The sequence below is a fragment of the Desulfosediminicola sp. genome (genome assembly GCF_048381775.1).
Classification (GTDB): domain Bacteria; phylum Desulfobacterota; class Desulfobulbia; order Desulfobulbales; family Desulfocapsaceae; genus Desulfopila; species Desulfopila ganghwensis.
On the sequence record NZ_JBLXGE010000001.1, the window covers coordinates 288,492 to 306,575 of the forward strand.

Annotated in this window: 15 protein-coding genes and 2 tRNA genes; 10 read left to right on the plus strand and 7 right to left on the minus strand. The window is 43.6% G+C overall.

What is annotated here, in order from left to right:
- Positions 1-21 precede the first annotated feature (21 nt).
- Both ACN5NT_RS01245 and ACN5NT_RS01250 read right to left on the minus strand, forming a co-directional pair.
- Positions 22-1,128, minus strand: coding sequence for an HD domain-containing phosphohydrolase (locus ACN5NT_RS01245; protein WP_136796112.1), 1,107 nt, complete (start codon positions 1,126-1,128; stop codon positions 22-24).
- A gap of 437 nt (positions 1,129-1,565) precedes the next feature.
- Complete coding sequence (locus ACN5NT_RS01250) at positions 1,566-2,810, minus strand: YeeE/YedE thiosulfate transporter family protein (RefSeq protein WP_419174192.1); 1,245 nt, start codon at positions 2,808-2,810, stop codon at positions 1,566-1,568.
- 321 nt (positions 2,811-3,131) lie between these two features.
- Here ACN5NT_RS01250 and ACN5NT_RS01255 point away from each other — a divergent pair, with 321 nt between their 5' ends.
- The 4 genes from ACN5NT_RS01255 (at position 3,132) to ACN5NT_RS01270 (ending at position 4,334) form a co-directional block, all read left to right on the plus strand.
- A complete protein-coding gene (locus ACN5NT_RS01255; protein WP_136796110.1) occupies positions 3,132-3,389 on the plus strand; it encodes a sulfurtransferase TusA family protein in 258 nt (85 codons plus the stop codon).
- Positions 3,390-3,512: 123 nt separating this feature from the next.
- Complete coding sequence (locus ACN5NT_RS01260) at positions 3,513-3,827, plus strand: peroxiredoxin (RefSeq protein WP_136796109.1); 315 nt, start codon at positions 3,513-3,515, stop codon at positions 3,825-3,827.
- A gap of 11 nt (positions 3,828-3,838) precedes the next feature.
- Positions 3,839-4,141 carry a hypothetical protein gene (locus ACN5NT_RS01265; RefSeq protein WP_136796108.1) on the plus strand — a complete coding sequence of 101 codons (303 nt, stop codon included), beginning with the start codon at positions 3,839-3,841 and terminating at the stop codon, positions 4,139-4,141.
- A gap of 19 nt (positions 4,142-4,160) precedes the next feature.
- Positions 4,161-4,334, plus strand: coding sequence for a hypothetical protein (locus ACN5NT_RS01270; RefSeq protein ID WP_167495678.1), 174 nt, complete (start codon positions 4,161-4,163; stop codon positions 4,332-4,334).
- A gap of 321 nt (positions 4,335-4,655) precedes the next feature.
- Here the strand turns inward: ACN5NT_RS01270 and ACN5NT_RS01275 are convergent, their stop codons facing one another.
- The gene (locus tag ACN5NT_RS01275) at positions 4,656-5,762 is read right to left on the minus strand and encodes a serine hydrolase domain-containing protein (protein ID WP_419174193.1); all 1,107 of its coding nucleotides are present in this window, start codon (positions 5,760-5,762) and stop codon (positions 4,656-4,658) included.
- A gap of 1,095 nt (positions 5,763-6,857) precedes the next feature.
- Between ACN5NT_RS01275 and dnaN the strand changes: the two genes are divergently transcribed.
- The 4 genes from dnaN to ACN5NT_RS01295 are packed head-to-tail and all read left to right on the plus strand — an operon-like array spanning position 6,858 to position 14,001.
- Complete coding sequence (gene dnaN / locus ACN5NT_RS01280) at positions 6,858-7,988, plus strand: DNA polymerase III subunit beta (protein WP_136796106.1); 1,131 nt, start codon at positions 6,858-6,860, stop codon at positions 7,986-7,988.
- A gap of 59 nt (positions 7,989-8,047) precedes the next feature.
- Complete coding sequence (gene gyrB / locus ACN5NT_RS01285) at positions 8,048-10,462, plus strand: DNA topoisomerase (ATP-hydrolyzing) subunit B (protein ID WP_136796105.1); 2,415 nt, start codon at positions 8,048-8,050, stop codon at positions 10,460-10,462.
- A gap of 52 nt (positions 10,463-10,514) precedes the next feature.
- Positions 10,515-13,001: a DNA gyrase subunit A gene (gyrA, locus tag ACN5NT_RS01290; protein ID WP_136796104.1), complete on the plus strand. Its 2,487-nt coding sequence runs from the start codon at positions 10,515-10,517 to the stop codon at positions 12,999-13,001.
- Positions 12,991-14,001, plus strand: a complete 1,011-nt coding sequence (locus ACN5NT_RS01295) for an NAD(P)H-dependent glycerol-3-phosphate dehydrogenase (protein WP_419174194.1) — start codon at positions 12,991-12,993, stop codon at positions 13,999-14,001. The genes gyrA and ACN5NT_RS01295 overlap by 11 nt, the downstream gene beginning before the upstream one ends.
- A 67-nt stretch (positions 14,002-14,068) precedes the next feature.
- Here ACN5NT_RS01295 and ACN5NT_RS01300 read toward each other — a convergent pair whose 3' ends face one another.
- The 3 genes from ACN5NT_RS01300 to ACN5NT_RS01310 are packed head-to-tail and all read right to left on the minus strand — an operon-like array spanning position 14,069 to position 16,884.
- On the minus strand, positions 14,069-14,743 hold the full coding sequence (locus ACN5NT_RS01300; protein WP_136796102.1) for an XTP/dITP diphosphatase: 675 nt from the start codon (positions 14,741-14,743) through the stop codon (positions 14,069-14,071).
- Positions 14,744-14,781: 38 nt separating this feature from the next.
- The gene (locus ACN5NT_RS01305; RefSeq protein ID WP_136796101.1) at positions 14,782-15,324 is read right to left on the minus strand and encodes an epoxyqueuosine reductase QueH; all 543 of its coding nucleotides are present in this window, start codon (positions 15,322-15,324) and stop codon (positions 14,782-14,784) included.
- A gap of 3 nt (positions 15,325-15,327) precedes the next feature.
- A complete protein-coding gene (locus tag ACN5NT_RS01310; RefSeq protein WP_136796100.1) occupies positions 15,328-16,884 on the minus strand; it encodes a sigma 54-interacting transcriptional regulator in 1,557 nt (518 codons plus the stop codon).
- Positions 16,885-17,063: 179 nt separating this feature from the next.
- On the opposite strand from ACN5NT_RS01310, the gene ACN5NT_RS01315 reads away from it, so the two are divergent.
- Positions 17,064-17,149: transfer RNA gene (locus ACN5NT_RS01315), tRNA-Ser, on the plus strand.
- Positions 17,150-17,162: 13 nt separating this feature from the next.
- Positions 17,163-17,255, plus strand: a tRNA-Ser gene (locus ACN5NT_RS01320).
- A gap of 252 nt (positions 17,256-17,507) precedes the next feature.
- Here ACN5NT_RS01320 and ACN5NT_RS01325 read toward each other — a convergent pair.
- Positions 17,508-17,960: an SH3 domain-containing protein gene (locus ACN5NT_RS01325; RefSeq protein ID WP_136796099.1), complete on the minus strand. Its 453-nt coding sequence runs from the start codon at positions 17,958-17,960 to the stop codon at positions 17,508-17,510.
- Between the last annotated feature and the right edge of the window lie 124 nt (positions 17,961-18,084).

Below are 18,084 nucleotides of genomic sequence, written 5' to 3' on the forward strand. Positions count from 1 at the left end.
TTTTATAAGATGCACAACGTGCTATTTGATTCGTCCATAGACTTCCCCTGTTTCCCGCTGAGAAAAAACACCGTTGTAAGGGATAAAATCAACAACACTTCTGGAAAAATACTCCACGGTGTCATAATCAAAATGTGTACCACTGCATTTATACAACTCTTCCAGTGCCTCGTCCATATTGAGATTTTGTCTATAGTTTCTTTTCGAGGTCATGGCATCATAACTATCAACAACTATAAGTATCCTGGTCAGAAGGTCGAGATCCTCACCACTTAAGCCGTCGGGATATCCTTTACCATCCATTCGTTCATGATGATGTCGGATTATAAACTGCTCCCGATCCAGAAAAGGAAGCGGTTGCAGAATGTTCGCACCAATTGTGGGGTGTTTTTTTATGGTGTGCCACTCATCATCAGTGAGGGTACCTGCTTTCTGAATACAGCTGAGGTCTACTACAAGTTTACCTATATCGTGCAGTTGTGCGGCGCGGCGGAGAATCATCAGCTCATCAGTGCTGAGATCCATGCTTTTTCCCAATAGAAGAGCATACTCAGTAACACGCATGGTGTGACCGGCGGTATACTGATCTTTTTCCTCCATTAATGTCTGGAGGCTTGACATAAACTGAACAGTCGACTTCTCCAGATTGCTACTGTACTGCTGCAGTAATCTGTTGGTTTCTTCAAGTTCGGAAGCTTTTTTGCGATTATCGCTTTCAAGCGCTGACTTATAGCGACGCTCTTTCAATATAAATGTTCTTTTTTCTATGGCCCTTCGTATTTTAATGTCGAAGATGTCTAAATCTTCTATGGGCTTGGTCAGAAAATCGTATGCTCCGAGATTGATTGCTTTCATCGCATAATCCATGGAACCTGCGCCGGTCAGAAAGAGCACCGGAATATCGAGCTTGAGCATATTCAGGGTGGACATGGTTTGAAAGCCGTCCATGTCCGGCATGTTAATATCGAGAATGATGACATCAAAGCTGTCATCTACAATATCAATGATTGTCTGGCCGTCCTGGGCGGTGTGCACCTTGTGTCCAAACATCTCCAGTACTCTGGATATGGTGGAAAGCACCAACGGGTCATCATCCGCTATAAGAATTTTCGACTGCTTGCTCTTCAAAAGTCACTATCTCCATAAAAATATCTGAACAGTTCGCAAGATTACATTCTCCAGTTGTTTTTTGCAACTTTGCTGAACTATCTATTATTTATATGGTCCAGCGTATGTTTTTTTACATTTCCGTAAACATTACAACAGGATCACTTTCATCGAATGGCAACCCGCTCAAACCTGATACCAACCCAACCAGTTCATTCTTCCCGGTAGATATGGCAAATAAAAATTTAATTACCTCTAAAGCTCAACTTCAAGAAGTGAGAAGAAAAGTGACAGGAGTAACAGTTTAAAGCCGAAAAACTCTAAGCTACAAGCCGGTCCGTCACCTCTATCACCTCACCTTTTCAAGCTGTAGATCAAGGGTCATCATAAATAAAAAAGGCCATACCCCTCAAAGGAGAGGGTACGGCCTTTCAAACTGGTTACAGATGATCTTTGTATCACATAGGTACGATTAATTTATTCGTATCCTCGTTCCATGTAACCACCACATACCAGATCATCATTGCGCCAACGATGAGGGTCAGCGTTCCACCATAACCAAAGACGTCCGGGAGATAGACATAAGAGCCTAAAACACCATCACTCTCAAAATCATTATCCTTGATCCAGGCTGTCATCATGGAAGTCGACAGAGCAAAGAACGGCACCACCATCATCAGTTTTACCTGCCCCTCGCCAACCCTCCATAAAGTGCCTGAACCGCAACCACCGGCAAACATGGCACCAAGACCGAAAACAAAACCGCCTACAACACTTCCCCAACCGAAAGTACCGCGTACATAGTGAGCCGGGTTTAAAACAGCTTCACCTTCTGCTCGCATTGGTACTCCGTACTTAAGAACAGCAGCACCAATTGCCACAATAACGATGGAGAGCATTACGGACTTGGCCATGGTGCAGTCACCGGTCATATGTGGTTCACGGAACCCCTGTACCATACACCAGCGACCACGCTGCATCGCATACCCCAAAGCTGCAGATATCACAAGAATACCACTCAGTGATGCCACATAATCACTGTCTTCATTCCCTGCGTACGCATACGCTCCCGCAATAATCGCGACAATAGCTACCACTGCCAGAACAGGGCTTACAGGACCAGGGATGGAGAATGTTTTTGAACCTGTTGAACCCCAGGTGATATGTTCCATTTCAAGATAAAGCAGCTTAAGGCCCAGAATTACCCCAAACACCAGTCCGAGCATCATGGAGAATCCATTGGCAGAAAGATTGCCTATGGCATTATAGAAACCACCAACATTACAACCACCTGCCAGCGATGCTCCAACACCCATCAAAATACCGGCGATTACGGCTTTAACCATCTCCCGGTAAGGGGGAATTCTCAGTGCAAAATCTTTTCCCAGACAGGCGGAAATAAATGCACCAGCAATAAATCCCAACCCTATTACCGAACCTGAGTTAATAAAAATAGATCTCGGTACCTCCTCGTACAGGGCCAGCAACCCAGAATCAGAGCCAAAGACTGAAGCGACTCCATACATCATCCAGTCCCCCCAACTCCTTAGCGCACCCACAGCTCCCCACGGTCTCCACCATGCCATAATCATAACAGAAAGAAAGCCAACCACCACGCCTGTTACGGTTGGGTTCCACTCTGTCTGGCAAAGCGTTTTATACAATTCCTTCACCTTAGATGCTAATACGGATTCTGCACTCATTAATTCCCTCCAGCTTTTACGTCATATAGGTGTACAAATTCGCCAAAATAAATACTGCTTTACAACTACCTATTTTTTTTGTCAAGCACCACAAAAATGAATAGTCATTCACTCGATATTTAACCTCCACAGCGTCGTACAAAATTGGTCTTTTTCTTAGTTATTACAAGGTTCTTGACCCGTTTTTTTCGTTCTTGACAGATTCTGTGCTCTACAGTATAGGTCATCTATGTGATCCGCATACTGTGTAGTAGCGGTTTGTTGATTCCTAACATACTACTATGTAGTACAAACAACGCTTAACATTGTCAGGAGGAAGACATGAGTGATTTCAAAAAAGTTGATGATGGTGTTACCCCTAATGCCAAACTGGATGCCAAGGGATTAAGCTGCCCTATGCCCCTTCTTCGTACTAAAAAAGAGATAGGTAAACTCGCCAGCGGCGAAATTCTTCAGATAGATGGTACCGATCCAGGCTCCAGAAATGATCTGCCCGGTTGGTGTGAACGTGCAGGACATGAGTACCTGGGTGAGAAGGAAGAAACCGGCTATATCTCCTTCTTTATCAAGAAAGGTTGATCCTGATCCAAACCGGATTCTCTGATTTTTTTACAGGGAGTCAACCAGCTTTATAAATCCGCGTCAGGTACTGTTTGTACCACAGTTCAACTGTTCGCAGATTTTTTTTAACAGGAGTACATCATGGCAAAAAGCTTAGGTATATTTGTCACTACAGAAGACTCAATGGATCATGTCATGGGTATAACCAGGGCAGCAAAAAGCAAAGGATCCTCTGTAAAGATCTTCTTTACCTGGAAAGCAACACACCTCTCCAAACACCCTGATTTCAAAGAGCTGTGTGAAATAGCAGACGATGTATCCATCTGCGTCGACAGTTACGCGAAGCAAGGATATGATATTAATGACATTCCAGCCGGACTTGATGCCAAGAAAATGGCTACTCAGGCTCAACACGGAATTATCATCGAAGATTACGACTGTTATCTCAGTCTGTAGGAGGTGTAGGGATGGAGTATAACAAAGTATGTTTGATGTTCAGGCATGAGGATTATGCCCTCGACGGCATTCGCTCTGCGCTGGGTCTGGCAGTAGAAAATATGTACGCATACGGTGTAGTAATGGATAAAGAGCTGCCTGCTTTTGACGATTACACCAAAGAGACCATCGAGATGCTGCGTGACATGGAAGGTGATATTCTCACAACAGTTCCAGCCAACATCGAAAAGAGTGATCTTACCGGAATCACACTTGAAGAACTTGGTGAAAAGCTTCGCGAGATGACCCATATCATTCCTTACGGAATTAAATAGAATCCCAAAAGGTACGTACATGAAGATTCTCAATGTATACAGGTCAGAACCTGATGAGACCGTCAAAAAGCTGGTGGAGATTGTAACCAGAGACAGAGAGGATGAATCCTTCGACCTCTATGCGGACTCTCCTGATTACGACGCACTTGTAGATAAAATCTTTTCAGCAGATCAGACAATCTGCTGGTGGTAACATAACAGCACTCAGAACGTAATTCCTCACCACACATCTATATATTTTCGATAGTTGCTGTTTTAACTCCGGATCATTTTTTTTTATAAGATGATCCGGAAATTTTTTGGCAATCAATCATATCCCTCTTTGTGTCATTCTCATCCAGAAAAAATAAGCGTCTCATTCATGCCGCTTACGAGTGACACTGCAGAGTCATGGTTAAGCTACTCATTTTTTTTTCAAAATAATGAATAGTAACCATCCGTACTCCACCTCTCCTCCTGCCACAGGCGTCCCTGACTGTTCACCGGTTCATGCTGAGCTCATGTCGCAATCATTCTATCGTATACTATCCAGAACCTTGTTCATCACCAGATTGTGAATAGCAGGTCTGAATGCCCGTATTTTGTCGTTCATCCTGCTTGGATGAACCCTGTTGGTCAAAAGCACCACGGATATCCCTCTTTCGAGATCCATCCAGAACGATGTTCCTGTGAAACCGAGATGGCCGACGCTCCTTGGTGAAAAATATTTGCCTGCGCTTGAAGCTTCAGCCGAAGGTGAATCAAATCCATAACACCATGTTGAGCCCTCAACTCTCGTCATAAGCTTTTTCAGCATGCGTCCTGAAATCATTTTTGAACAGTCCCTGCCACCCCAGACAGCACCGAGTGTTGAACAGAGTCTCGTTACTCCTTCCACAGTCCCGAAGAGCCCTGCGTGACCGGCAACTCCCCCCAGGGCTCGACAATTGTCATCATCTACTTTTCCACAAAGCCAGGAATGGGACCAGGGACAAATTTCTGTGTATGCATACGACCGATCAGCTTTATCCTGATCGTCAGGTATAAAAAACAACTGTTCAGACAGCCCCAGGGGCTCAGCTATTTTCTCCTTGAAGTACGCATCGAGTGATTTTCCTGAACAGCGCTCCACTATCTGACCAAGCAGCAGGTAGCCAAGATCACTATAAATGTGTTTGGTGCCGCTTCTATACTGGAGAGGCTCTTTAAGCAAAGTTTTCAGCAGCCAATCGGCTCTCAGCTGTTTCGGTACCCCCAACAGCTTAACGTAATACGGGCGGTGCGCCGGTAAACCTGAGCAATGGGAAAGTAGTTGCCATAGCTCTATATCTGCCGTTTCCCGGCTCATGTCAATATCCTGAAAAAGCGTTGATACAGCTGTATTCATTGTTAAAATTTTATTTTCAACAAGGTTTGCAACCAGCAGAGTTGTAACGAGAGGCTTGGTCAATGATGCTAAATCAAAAACTGTCTTCTCATCAACAGCTTTATCACGTTGATATTTATGACAATATCCAGAAAAATATTTCTTTTCAAATTGTACTCTTTTGTTTTCAACAACTACTGACAGCGACAAGCCGCAGCTCACCCCGTTTTCAACACCGCTATCCAACAGTGACTGGATTTCATCTCGTCTATTCATAATTTCCACATAGGATGTTGATAGTTATCAACAACATTAAGTCTTCGTTTTTTCAGCTTAACCACTTATAGCAAGTAGAGTTATCAACATTTTTCAACATAGTTATCAACATTTTGACAAATTCAGATTGTGGAAAAGTTATTCACAGTCTGTTGATAACTATGTTGAAAACGAGTAATCCACAAAATCAGTGATGTTTCCCCAAACACCATTGTGAAAAAAAAAATCTAATATCTCAGTTAGATGATCAAGATATCAACATATCAACCGGCTTAATAAATATAATCTTTTAAAAGACTAATAAGAAGGGGACTACCTACCAGGTAGACTGGAAGTTTTTCTCAACGTGTAACAATGAACAGGTGTTTTTCTTTTTTTCTTTAAGGGATCTTAAAATCAGCGATTGCTCTCACCTGCACCGAGGTTTCACCTGCCCTTAGATTTCATACTGGTAAACAGGCTTTTTTTTCAATTTATCTGAAAAAGGTATCATGGTATCTCTTTGCTTCCGACTGTCTCAAAAAGAGGCTATAGAGACTCTCATTGAGAATGTTTTAGTGAACAATCGAGCCAAGAAAGAGACAGATGACAAAAAAAGTGCATTTGAGAATATAGTCTGCTTTTCCTCTAAATCTTAAAGCTGGAATTAAAATTACACAATATTTCAATGTGATAGATGTTTATTTTTCTGATTGCTCGTACTATTTTCTGCAAAATTGATAGCAAATCTGCAGAAAATGTTCAGATTTGTCCCTTCAATACAGCTCAGATACCATTATTTTATTGAATTTTTCGCATATTTTTACTAGATTGAGTAGTTGTTTCTAAATCTACTATCTACCTGATTTATCGAGCTTAATTGAATTTCATTTCCGGTCACTAGAACCGATTTTAATAGGGGTGGCAAATTGCAGAGATAAGCCAGCAAAAAGAGTAGCTTATCTGGATCATCCTCCCCAATAATGCCGAATTCAAGGTCACGAAGAAAAAAACATCATTTAAAGCAAGTGATTACAACTGTTTTATTGTTCGGAACCTACTGCGATACAGGAAAATTTCTTATAAATCCTTGAGGATGAAATAAAGGAGTTTCGGATGCCGCTTCATTGCACTATCACCAAGAACAATTTCCTTGAAGGCTTGAACAGCCTGCAAAACATCACCAACAAAAAAGGTACCCTGGCCATACTTTCAAATGTGCTCATAAAGGCTAAGAGCAATGGTCTTGAATTGACAGGTACTGACCTTGAAGTTGGTCTCAGGCTTTTTGTACCTGCCGATGTCCAGAATGAGGGTTCTATTACTTTACCCTGTAAAAAAATATTCGAGATTGTACGGGAATCAGGTTCAGACACCATCACTATCGAGGAAACTGAAAATAGCTGGGTAGTTATTACAGCCGGACACAGCACCTATAACCTCGCTGGCATGGCCAGTGACGAGTATCCCGATTTTCCTGAATATCAGGATGACAGTTTTGTATCGTTTGAATCCTACGTCTTTCTTGAACTGATTGATAAAGTCATATACTCCATTGCCAGCGAGCAGGAGAATATCTACTCTCTTACTTCAGTTCTCTTTGAAAAAGAGCAACGTGACGGTGTTTCCTACCTCAAGATGATTTCTTCAGACGGACATCGCCTTTCCATTATGGAAAAAGATGTTGCCTCTGATATTGAACAGTTACAGCTCAATGAAGTCACTCTTATTCCCAAAAAAGGAATCCAGGAGTGGAAAAAATTCTGTGAAGATCGTGATACGATCGAGATCTCTTTTGAAGAGAAGCAGCTGGTGGTGAGAGAAGGCCAGGCTGTTATGGTAATCCGGTTAAAGCAGGGTGATTTTCCACAGTACCAGGCAATTGTTGACGCTGTTCAGCTCGAAAATTGCGCTCGAATCAATCGAATTCCGTTCCTTGAGTCTCTGAAGAGAATCAATCTGTTTACCGAAGATATGTTTCACACCATTCAGTTGCAGATTGACAACGAGAAGATGGTCTTGACTTCGCAAAATGCAGATATTGGTAATGCCAAGGATATCCAGGAGATAGAGTACCCTGGTGAAGCCTTGACCCTTGGTTTTAATTGCAGGTATTTTATCGAGGCTTTGCAGGCTATGGAGTGTGAGACGCTTGAGGCCTACATCAACTCAAACAATAGCCCTTGTCTGATCAGGTCAGAGGAAGATACTGGTTTTACAAGTATAATCATGCCAATGCAGTTGTAGAAGCGTACTAGGTAACTCGTAACTGCTTTAATCATGAAAACTCTTGAGAAGGACATAGCGTGACAGAAGAAACAACCAATTATGGCGCCGAACAGATTAAAGTTCTGGACGGACTGGAAGCTGTTCGTAAGCGACCTGCGATGTACATAGGCTCAACTGCTGAAGCTGGATTGCATCATTTGATCTGGGAGGTCGTTGACAACAGTATAGATGAAGCCCTTGCCGGACACTGCAGCAGAATTCGTATAAATATCCACGAAGATAATTCTGTAACTGTCGAGGACGATGGACGCGGTATTCCTGTCGATATTCATCCTACAGAAAATATAACAGCTCTTGAGCTGGTTATGACCACCCTCCACGCCGGTGGTAAATTTGATCATTCCACCTACAAGGTCTCTGGTGGTTTGCACGGTGTTGGTGTTTCTGTTGTTAATGCTCTGTCAGTTGAGGCAACAGCTACTATCAAGAGAAACGGCAAGGTTTATCGTCAGACCTACGCGTATGGAGAGAAAACTTCTGAACTTGAAGAGATAGGTACCAGCGAAAAAACCGGTTCTATCATCAATTTCAAGCCTGATCCTGACATCTTCAAGGAGACAACGGTCTTCAACTATGAGACTGTTAAGAATCGCGTCAGGGAGTTGTCCTTTCTAAACAAGAATGTCAGGATTCACCTCAAGGATGAGCGAAGCGGTGAGGAAGACAAGTTTCATGCCTCAGGGGGACTGATCTCTTATGTTGAATACTTAAACAGAAAGAGAACACCTGTTTTTCCCGACCCTATATTCATAGTTGGTAGCAAAGATCAGGTAGAGGTGGAAATAGCCTTTCAATATTATGATGGTTATTCTGAAAGACTCTTTAGTTTCGTCAACAATATTAACACCAGGGAAGGCGGAACCCATGTTGCTGGATTTCGTTCTGCCCTGACGAAATGTATTAACAGGTATGCGAGCGATGATATCATCCCCAAAAACCTCCGGGAAAAGATGGGCGGCGAAGATGTCCGTGAGGGTCTTACCTGTGTAATATCTGTGCATGTACCTGATCCGCAGTTTGAAGGGCAGACCAAGACCAAGCTCGGTAACTCTGAAGTAAAATCCATTGTAGAGTCTGTCTGCAATGAGAAGCTCACCCAGTTTCTTGAGCAGAATCCCAATATTGCTAAGAAGATTCTGTCGAAGGTTGTCGATGCCGCCAGAGCCAGAGAAGCCGCAAAACGTGCCCGTGATCTTTCCAGAAAGAAAGGTTCAACAAGCTTACTCATGGCAGGTAAGCTTGCAGAATGTCAAGAAAAAGATCCAGCAAAACGCGAAATATTCATAGTCGAGGGTGACTCGGCAGGCGGTTCCGCCAAGCAGGGAAGAGATCGTTCAATACAGGCGATCCTGCCACTGCGTGGTAAGATCATGAATGTTGAGAAGGCCCGTTTTGACAAGATTCTCAATTCCGAAGAGATAAAGCAGCTGATCGGCGCCCTGGGTTGCGGCATTGGTAAGGATGAATTCGATCTCGAAAAGCTTCGCTATCACAAGATCATCATCATGACCGATGCCGACGTGGATGGTGCCCATATCCGTACCCTGCTGCTGACCTTCTTTTACAGACAGATGCTTCCTCTGGTACAGGGAGGGTTCATTTATATTGGAAAACCACCTCTGTACAGGCTCGGAAGAGGGAAGAAAGAGCAGTATTTCCTTGAGGAAAGTGAGCTCAACAGCCATCTTTTCAGCCAGGCCAGTCAAAAGATGACCATTGTCATTCCCGGTGAAAACGAGGTGGAGATCGACGGCGAAAATATGGTTAAGCTGATGGAAAAACTCTCAGTTTACCAGAGAATTGTCGCTTATATGAACCGCATGAATATCTGGGAGGACATGCTCTACTTTCTCCTCGACAATAATATTCGTACTGCCGATCAGTTTGCCGATGAGGAGTTTGTCAGCGGCCTCATCGCTCGTTTACCCTCAGAAGAACTGGTGATCGGGAATGTTCGTTCCTGCCGGTGGCGACCGGACTGTTACGAGGCCGATGTGGCCATGCGTGACAAAGTGCAGATAATGATGACCCTTGGTCCCCAGATCCCGTTGATAAGCGAGTACAGAACGGCTCTTTCAATTTTCAATGATATAAAGGCGTATCTGAAAGGTGGATTTATTATTCGAACGGGCGCTAAAACCGACCAGGCATCAGAACGTCTGGTGGAAGGTTGGGGTGAATTGGTCCAGGCGGTCCGTGACGAATCCTTCAAGGGAAGCCATCTGCAGAGATATAAGGGTCTTGGTGAGATGAACCCGGATCAGCTCTGGGAAACCACTATGAACCCTGAGAATAGAACCTTACTTCAGGTGACGATCAAGGATGCCGAGCAGGCTGATGATATCTTCACCACCTTAATGGGCGACAAAGTAGAACCTCGAAGAGAGTTTATTCAGAATCACGCCCTCGAGGTAACTGATCTCGATATTTAACAGAAGATATTTTGGCCGATTAAGGTCCCTAAATAACAGTCTTTATTGAGTTATGACAAACGAAATTGAAATTCAACAAGAAGAATTTCCGACGATATCCGTAGAGCAAGAGCTGCAGAAATCGTATCTCGAATACGCCATGAGCGTAATTGTCGGACGTGCTCTTCCAGATGTTCGTGACGGTTTGAAACCGGTTCACAGGCGTGCCTTGTTTGCCATGAGAGAACTTGGTGTTTTCTATAATCGGCCCTACGTGAAATCAGCACGTATTGTCGGTGATGTAATCGGTAAATATCACCCCCATGGCGACTCCGCTGCATACGACACCATCGTTCGAATGGCTCAAAATTTTGCCATGAGATACCCGCTGGTAGATGGCCAGGGTAACTTCGGTTCCCTGGATGGTGATTCTCCTGCTGCTATGCGTTACACCGAAGCAAGGATGACGCGTATAGACAGGGAAATAGTTGCAGATCTTGAGAAAGAAACCGTAGACTGGGTTCCCAACTACGACAACTCTCTGCAGGAACCAGCAGTAATGCCAAGTAAGATCCCGAACCTTCTGGTAAACGGTTCTTCCGGTATTGCTGTGGGCATGGCGACCAATATTCCACCGCATAATATAACTGAAGTACTCAATGGCCTTATTGCCATGGTGGATGATCCGAATATAACTGTGCACGAGTTGATGTCTATCATCACCGGGCCTGATTTCCCTACAGGTGCTCTCATCTGCGGTCGCGCTGGTATTCGTGAGGCCTATGAAACCGGGCGTGGTGTCATTACCATGCGGGCGTTGACCCATGTTGAAAAATCAAAAAATGGCAAGCGCGAAGCGATCATTATCACAGAAATTCCTTATCAGCAGAACAAAGCGCATCTGGTAGAAAAGATCGCAATTCTCGTCAAGGATAAGAAGATAGATTCTATCTCAGAAGTTCGTGATGAATCCGACAGGCACGGTTTACGGGTTGTACTGGAACTGAAGAAAGATGAAATAGCAGAAGTGGTCATCAACCAGCTCTACAAGATGACCCCCATGCAGAAGTCGTTTGGTATCATTTTTCTGGCGATTGTTAACAATAAGCCAGAAGTACTCAATATTAAACAGATACTGGAACACTTCATTCTTCACCGAAAGGTGGTTGTTTATAGACGAACCGCTTTTGAGCTAAACAAAGCCGAAGAGAAAGCACATATTCTCGAAGGTTTGAATATTGCGATTAACAATCTTGATGATGTCGTTGCACTTATCAAGGGTTCTAAAAATGCGGCGGAAGCAAAAATTGGTCTTATAGAACGATTTGATTTGTCCGAAAAACAGGCTCAGACAATTCTTGATATGCGGCTGCACAGGCTCACCGGCCTCGAACGCGAGAAAATCGCAAGTGACTATGCTGATGTTCTGAAAGAGATAGACCGGCTGAGAGAAATTCTTGCCAGTGAAGGACTGGTTATGAAAATCGTCAGGGATGAGTTAATCGAGATTAAGGAAACATATGGTGATGAACGCCGTACCGAGATTGTCGATGCTGTAGACGAAATTCTACCTGAAGACCTCATAGCGCCTGAGGATATGGTAGTTACGGTAACCCATTCAGGTTATATCAAACGAAATCCTGTCAATCTCTACAGATCCCAGAACAGAGGCGGTAAAGGTGTAACAGGGGTTAAAAACATAGAAGAAGATTTTGTGTCTAATCTCTATGTTGCCTCAACTCTCGATACATTTCTCTTTTTCACTAATCACGGAAAAGTATTCTGGAGAAAAGTTTATCAATTGCCAATGGCTGGTAGAACAGCCAGGGGTAAAGCAATTGTGAATCTTCTTGAACTGGCGGAGGATGAGAAAGTTGCAGCAATCCTTCCTGTTGCCTCATTCGAGGATGAAGAGCTCGAAAAAACCATCATGATGGTTACCAGACTGGGCCGCATCAAAAAGACTTCTTTACAGGAGTTCAACAGGCCACTCAGAAAAGGTAAAAGGGCGCTCACCATAAGAGAGGGCGATGAAATTATCGCAGCTCACATCCTCAATGGAAACGACACCATACTCATGGTAACCAAAAAGGGTATGAGTATTCATTTCCACGAAGATGACATTCGTACCATGGGTAGAACCGCTGCCGGTGTAACAGGTATGAGGTTAGCCGAAGATGATGAAGTGGTCAGTGCAATCGTCGTTTCAAGCGATAATTCCATTTTGATCGTCACTGAAAATGGGTACGGAAAGAGAAGTCCAATCGCTGAGTACAGGATACAGAAACGTGGTGGTAAGGGTATCTTTGGTATCAAACAGAGTGAGCGAAACGGTAATGTAATTGCAGCAAAGCTTGTTGATGATGAAGATGAAATCATTCTTATCTCAGATAGAGGAAAGATGATAAGAATGGATCTTTCCACGGTGAGGGTAATAGGTCGTTCTACTCAGGGAGTCCGTCTCATCAATCTCGAACAGGATGAGAAGGTTGTCGGCATGGATTCTGTTGCCAAGGAAGACTCAACCGAAGAAGATGAGTTGGAAGGTGATGAAGAGTAAGCCAGTTGCAGTTATTGGGGCAGGGTCGTGGGGAACGGCCCTTGCCATGGTACTCTCCTCAAAAGGACATACAGTGAGGCTCTGGGGGCACAATCTTGAGCATATACTTGATATTCAGAAGGAGAGAGAGAATAAAAAGTATTTACCAGGTTTTCCTCTACCGGAAACACTACAAGCCGTTGATGACTTAGAGAGTTGTCTTGAAGACTGCAAAGTAGTCGTGATGGTTGTTCCATCACATGGTTTCCGTGCCGTATATGAGCATGTTGTACCGTTATTACAACAAGGGACATGTGTTGTTTCAGCGGTTAAAGGGATAGAAAACAGCACTCTTATGACCATGACTCAGGTCATGGATGATGTTCATAAATCCTTTGCTGATAAGAATATAGAAACAGCTGTGTTGTCAGGGCCGTCATTTGCCAAAGAAGTCGCTGCAAATATGCCGACAGCCATAACAATTGGTTGCAAGAGTATAGGTACCGCGAAGATGCTCCAGCAACTTTTTGTAACTGAAAGTTTTCGTGTTTATGCCAGCACTGATGTTATTGGTCTGGAGATAAGTGCTGCGCTCAAGAACATCGTAGCCGTAGCAGCCGGAATTTGCGACGGCTTAGGGTATGGCTTGAATACCAGGGCAGCCCTCATAACCCGGGGTCTTGCCGAGATAACCAGGCTTGGCGTGGCAATGAAAGCTGAAGCGGCTACTTTTTCAGGTTTGAGCGGCCTCGGTGATCTGGTACTGACCTGCACCGGGGACCTCAGTAGAAACAGGTCTGTTGGCCTGAAGCTTGGCCAGGGCAGAAAGCTCGATGATATTGTCAATGAAATGAATATGGTGGCTGAAGGGGTCAAGACTACCAAATCATGTTACCATCTCGCCAGGCGCCTTGGTATTGATATGCCTATTCTTGAACAGGTCTACGCGATACTCTATGAACAGAAAAATTGTTCTGATGCAGTGCGTGATCTTTTGAGCAGAGAACTGAAAGTTGAATAAAAAAGGGAGTTGATGGAATGACATCAACCCCCTTTTTTTATGTAGATATGACTAAAGTAACTGTTGCTTACGTGTTGGACCAGTCGTTATCTTTAAATTCATCATGATCAGGTTTCGGTGGCTTTTCTTCTAAGAGGCGTTGTTCTAACCACTTGAGAACCTTAGGGATCTCAGCTTTAAATTCGTTTAGAGCTTTTCCTCTATGGCTTACGCTGTTCTTTCTTGGCATATCAAGCTCGGCGAAGGTCTTGCCGAACTCTTCGAAATAGAAAAGTGGATCATATCCGAATCCATTTTCACCTCGTTTCTCTTCAAGCAGCGTTCCGGTGCATGAACCTTCGTATGTTAAGGCTGGACCGGATGGAACTGCTATTGAGAGAACACATTTAAAATGAGCAGTTCTATTCTCTTTGCCCTTCATTTCCTGCAATAATTTCGAACAATTGTCATCATCAGTGGCGTTCTCACCAGCGTATCGTGCCGAATATACTCCAGGTGCACCGTCAAGCGCGTCAACTACCAGGCCTGAATCGTCTGCAATAGCCGGAATTCCTAATATTTTCGCTGTGTGAAGAGCTTTTTTATAGGCGTTATCATCAAAAGTTTCGCCATCCTCGATCGCTTCCGGAATAGGACCAAAATCATCGAGTGATTTCAATTCTACCTGGAAATCTTTGAGAATTTCACGAAACTCCCTAACTTTGTTGGCATTACGGGTAGCCAGAACGATCATGGAAACCATTTCTATTGATCCTTTGAAATAATAAGAGGGGAGTAGGGTTATTTTTTCTTACGCAGACGCTTGTCGTATCTTTCCTGCTCGCTGTAAATACATCCACAATAAGGTTGTCGATACATTCCCAGTTCAATCGATTTATCTATGCCATGCTGCCAGCCGTTGCGGAAATCACGATAAATGAAATCTATATTATATTGTTTTGCCAAAGAAAAACCACATTCCTTGAGTTTTTCATGATTTTGATAGCGACTGTACAGGAGAGTTGTGGAAAAAGCATCGAAACCCTCTTTGGCAGCACGTGCCGCGGTTTCTTCCATCCTCCAGAGGTAACATACTGCACACCGTTGTGATTCTTTGAAAACTACCTTGCGCAGAAACTCCTGGAGCCCGTAATCGCCCAGGTCAAGAATGGGAATTCTGTTGTGCTCACAAAACTCACGAAGTGCATTTCTTCTTTTCTTAAACTCTTTGTAGGGATGGATATTAGGGTTGAAGAAAAATGCGGAGATATCAAATTCATCCTTGAGTTCACTGATAGGATGGATTGAGCACGGCCCGCAACATGTATGCAATAAGAGCTTCACAGATTAGATTTTGTACTTTTTAGGGTCTATATTATATTGATGAATCTTATAATTTATGATCCGAAGACTTGTATCAAGATACTTTGAGGTCTTGGTTTGATTACCATTGTTCTTCTTTAACCCGTCTATGATAAGCTCTTTTTCGAAGTTTTCAACAGAAGCTGTAAGAGAAAGAGGGTTATCGTCTCCTCGTGGTTCGGATGTCTGCAGAGTAGGGGGGAGATGTATCCCCTTGATGGTATCCTCGTCACAAATCAGAACTGCGCGCTCAATACAATTCTGGAGTTCACGCACATTTCCCGGCCAGTGATACTGAATGAGCATATCAATCGCAGAGGTTGATATTCTTCTAATTCTTTTATTGTTTTCCTTGGAAAATTTATCGAGGAAAAATTCGGCCAGAAGAAGGACATCAGTTCTTCTCTCACGAAGTGGCGGCATGTATACAGGGAAAACATTCAATCGATAGTAGAGGTCTTCCCTGAACGTTCCTTCCTGCACTGCCTTTTCAAGATCGCGATTGGTAGCAGCAACAAGGCGAACATCGCAATCTATGGATTGGGCTGAACCAAGTCTCTGGAAATTCCGCTCCTGAACTACATGTAGCAGTTTAACCTGGACAGAATTGCTTATTTCGCCAATCTCATCCAGAAACAGCGTACCACCTTCCGCCTGTTCAAACCTGCCTATCTTTCTCTCGTTAGCACCAGTAAAGGCGCCTTTCTCATGACCGAAGAGTTCACTTTCAAGTAAAGTTTCGGGAAGAGCGGAGCAATTCACAACCACAAATGGTTTTTCAGATCGCTTGCCGTTGTAATGAAGGGCCTTTGCTACCAGGGTTTTTCCTGTCCCGGATTCACCTCTAAGTAGAACTGTGGCGTTGGAATCAACAACCCTGTGAACCATTTCATAGACATCCTGCATTTTGCTGGAGTTGCCTATGATGTCATTAATCTTGTTCTTCTGTGACAGTTCCCGCTTGAGTTTGAGGTTCTCTGTATGGAGTTCTTCCTTTTCCCTGTTGACGGTCTGGATACGAATGGAGGTTTGGGCAATCAGGCCGCTTAATACAGTTAAAAACTGAAGATCAGTATTGGCCTGTTCAGAGAGTCCTTTCTGGTAAATCCGATCGATACTCAGGGCACCGATAACTTGGTTGCCATCCTTGACAGGAACGCAGAGAAATGACCGGTTCTGGTCTTTGATATCGCCTCTGGAGCGGGTTCTGTTAAGGAACAGAGGCTCTTCAGCAATATGGGGGACTATTATTGGTTCTCCGGTGGCAACAACCCTGCCAGTAATACCTTCACCAATTTTATATTTACCTCGCTTTCTCCCCTCTGCGGTGATGCCATGGGCAACTTCAATCTCAAGTTTGCCAGTGAGGGGGTTAATGATGGTGACTGTACCATTCTCCATCTCTTTCATGTCAGAAAGCAGGGTCATCGTTTTTTCGAGACAATCGCTCAAATCCATTGATGAAGCCAGCTGCTTTGTGATTTCATAAAGACAGGTGAGGTCCTGAAGCTGCTTTTCTATTATCAAACTTTCGTCAGGCATTGTTTTGTATAGTATTGATTTTAGCAGTGGGATATACTGTGGCCCACAAGGAATTCCCTAAATTGGAAGGTTTGCAGAAAGGATATTACAAAAATGTGACTATTTTTTAAATACTTTTCTTTACAGTGCATACAGATTGTTGACATTAGCCACCGCTAATGGTACAAGATAACCCGCATGGAGGGATGGCCGAGTGGTTTAAGGCGGCGGTCTTGAAAACCGTTGTACGAAAGTACCGTGGGTTCGAATCCTACTCCCTCCGCCATTTAAATATTCTTGGAGAGATGACCGAGTTGGCCGATGGTGCTCGCCTGCTAAGCGAGTGTGGGGGTAACACTCCACCGAGGGTTCGAATCCCTCTCTCTCCGCCAGATAATAAAAGCCTGATATCTCTTTTGCAGATATCAGGCTTTTTTATTTTATAGCTACTCATAATCTAGTTTAAAGAACTAAAGGGTAAGACCAAAACCGCTGTGGGTAATGGCTGGTTGTCCTTGGTGGTTTGTACCATGCCAGTTATGAGTCTCATTTTAGACATACATGCAATTTGTGAAAAAAAAAAGCCGATAGTTCCATCATATTAGATGAAGCTATCGGCTTTTTTTTGGAAAAAAGGTTCCCGGCTACCTTTGCCACATTAACGTTTCTTTAATCCATCCCTCCAGTCCGCTCTCATGGCGTACTTTGATCCATCCTGACTTGCTGTCGAGCTTACGGAAAACCACTCCGTAAAATGCTTTACCAACAATATCGTATCTCGTGGATGGGCCGCTACGGATATTGATTTTTTTGTCTGTCCCTTTGTGTGATTTAACGATCACAAAAGAATCACCGGAAAGAAGTGAGGTGTGTATCCACCCGGTATCCTTCTCAAAATCTCTGACCTTTATCCACTCACCTTTTCTCTCAACAACGCGCAGTGGAAATCCATTGCCATATGCCCATTTTATATCAAAACCTACCCCCGGGCCCGAACGAAGGTTAACATTGTCACCCTTAACGCTGAGGGTTTCTGAAAATGAGGGTTGTGCAATAAGGAAAAAGAAAAGTGTGAAGAAAAAAGCTCTTATAATCATATTTCGTTTAGGAGATGTATGATTAGCCCGACTCTAAATGTAATAAAGAGCCGGGCTATGAATTGAAACGTTGTCAGATTATCAATATTACAGAGCTTTCAGAAATACTAGGAAATATGCACTG

What these genes read in the sequence shown, in the direction of transcription:
- dnaN (WP_136796106.1), top strand. Translation starts at nt 6,858, where the DNA reads ATGCCGCTTCATTGCACTATCACCAAGAACAATTTCCTTGAAGGCTTG.
- ACN5NT_RS01275 (WP_419174193.1), bottom strand. Translation starts at nt 5,762, where the DNA reads ATGAATAGACGAGATGAAATCCAGTCACTGTTGGATAGCGGTGTTGAA.
- ACN5NT_RS01255 (WP_136796110.1), top strand. Translation starts at nt 3,132, where the DNA reads ATGAGTGATTTCAAAAAAGTTGATGATGGTGTTACCCCTAATGCCAAA.
- gyrA (WP_136796104.1), top strand. Translation starts at nt 10,515, where the DNA reads ATGACAAACGAAATTGAAATTCAACAAGAAGAATTTCCGACGATATCC.
- ACN5NT_RS01265 (WP_136796108.1), top strand. Translation starts at nt 3,839, where the DNA reads ATGGAGTATAACAAAGTATGTTTGATGTTCAGGCATGAGGATTATGCC.
- ACN5NT_RS01260 (WP_136796109.1), top strand. Translation starts at nt 3,513, where the DNA reads ATGGCAAAAAGCTTAGGTATATTTGTCACTACAGAAGACTCAATGGAT.
- ACN5NT_RS01250 (WP_419174192.1), bottom strand. Translation starts at nt 2,810, where the DNA reads ATGAGTGCAGAATCCGTATTAGCATCTAAGGTGAAGGAATTGTATAAA.
- ACN5NT_RS01310 (WP_136796100.1), bottom strand. Translation starts at nt 16,884, where the DNA reads ATGCCTGACGAAAGTTTGATAATAGAAAAGCAGCTTCAGGACCTCACC.
- ACN5NT_RS01295 (WP_419174194.1), top strand. Translation starts at nt 12,991, where the DNA reads ATGAAGAGTAAGCCAGTTGCAGTTATTGGGGCAGGGTCGTGGGGAACG.
- ACN5NT_RS01300 (WP_136796102.1), bottom strand. Translation starts at nt 14,743, where the DNA reads ATGGTTTCCATGATCGTTCTGGCTACCCGTAATGCCAACAAAGTTAGG.
- ACN5NT_RS01270 (WP_167495678.1), top strand. Translation starts at nt 4,161, where the DNA reads ATGAAGATTCTCAATGTATACAGGTCAGAACCTGATGAGACCGTCAAA.
- ACN5NT_RS01325 (WP_136796099.1), bottom strand. Translation starts at nt 17,960, where the DNA reads ATGATTATAAGAGCTTTTTTCTTCACACTTTTCTTTTTCCTTATTGCA.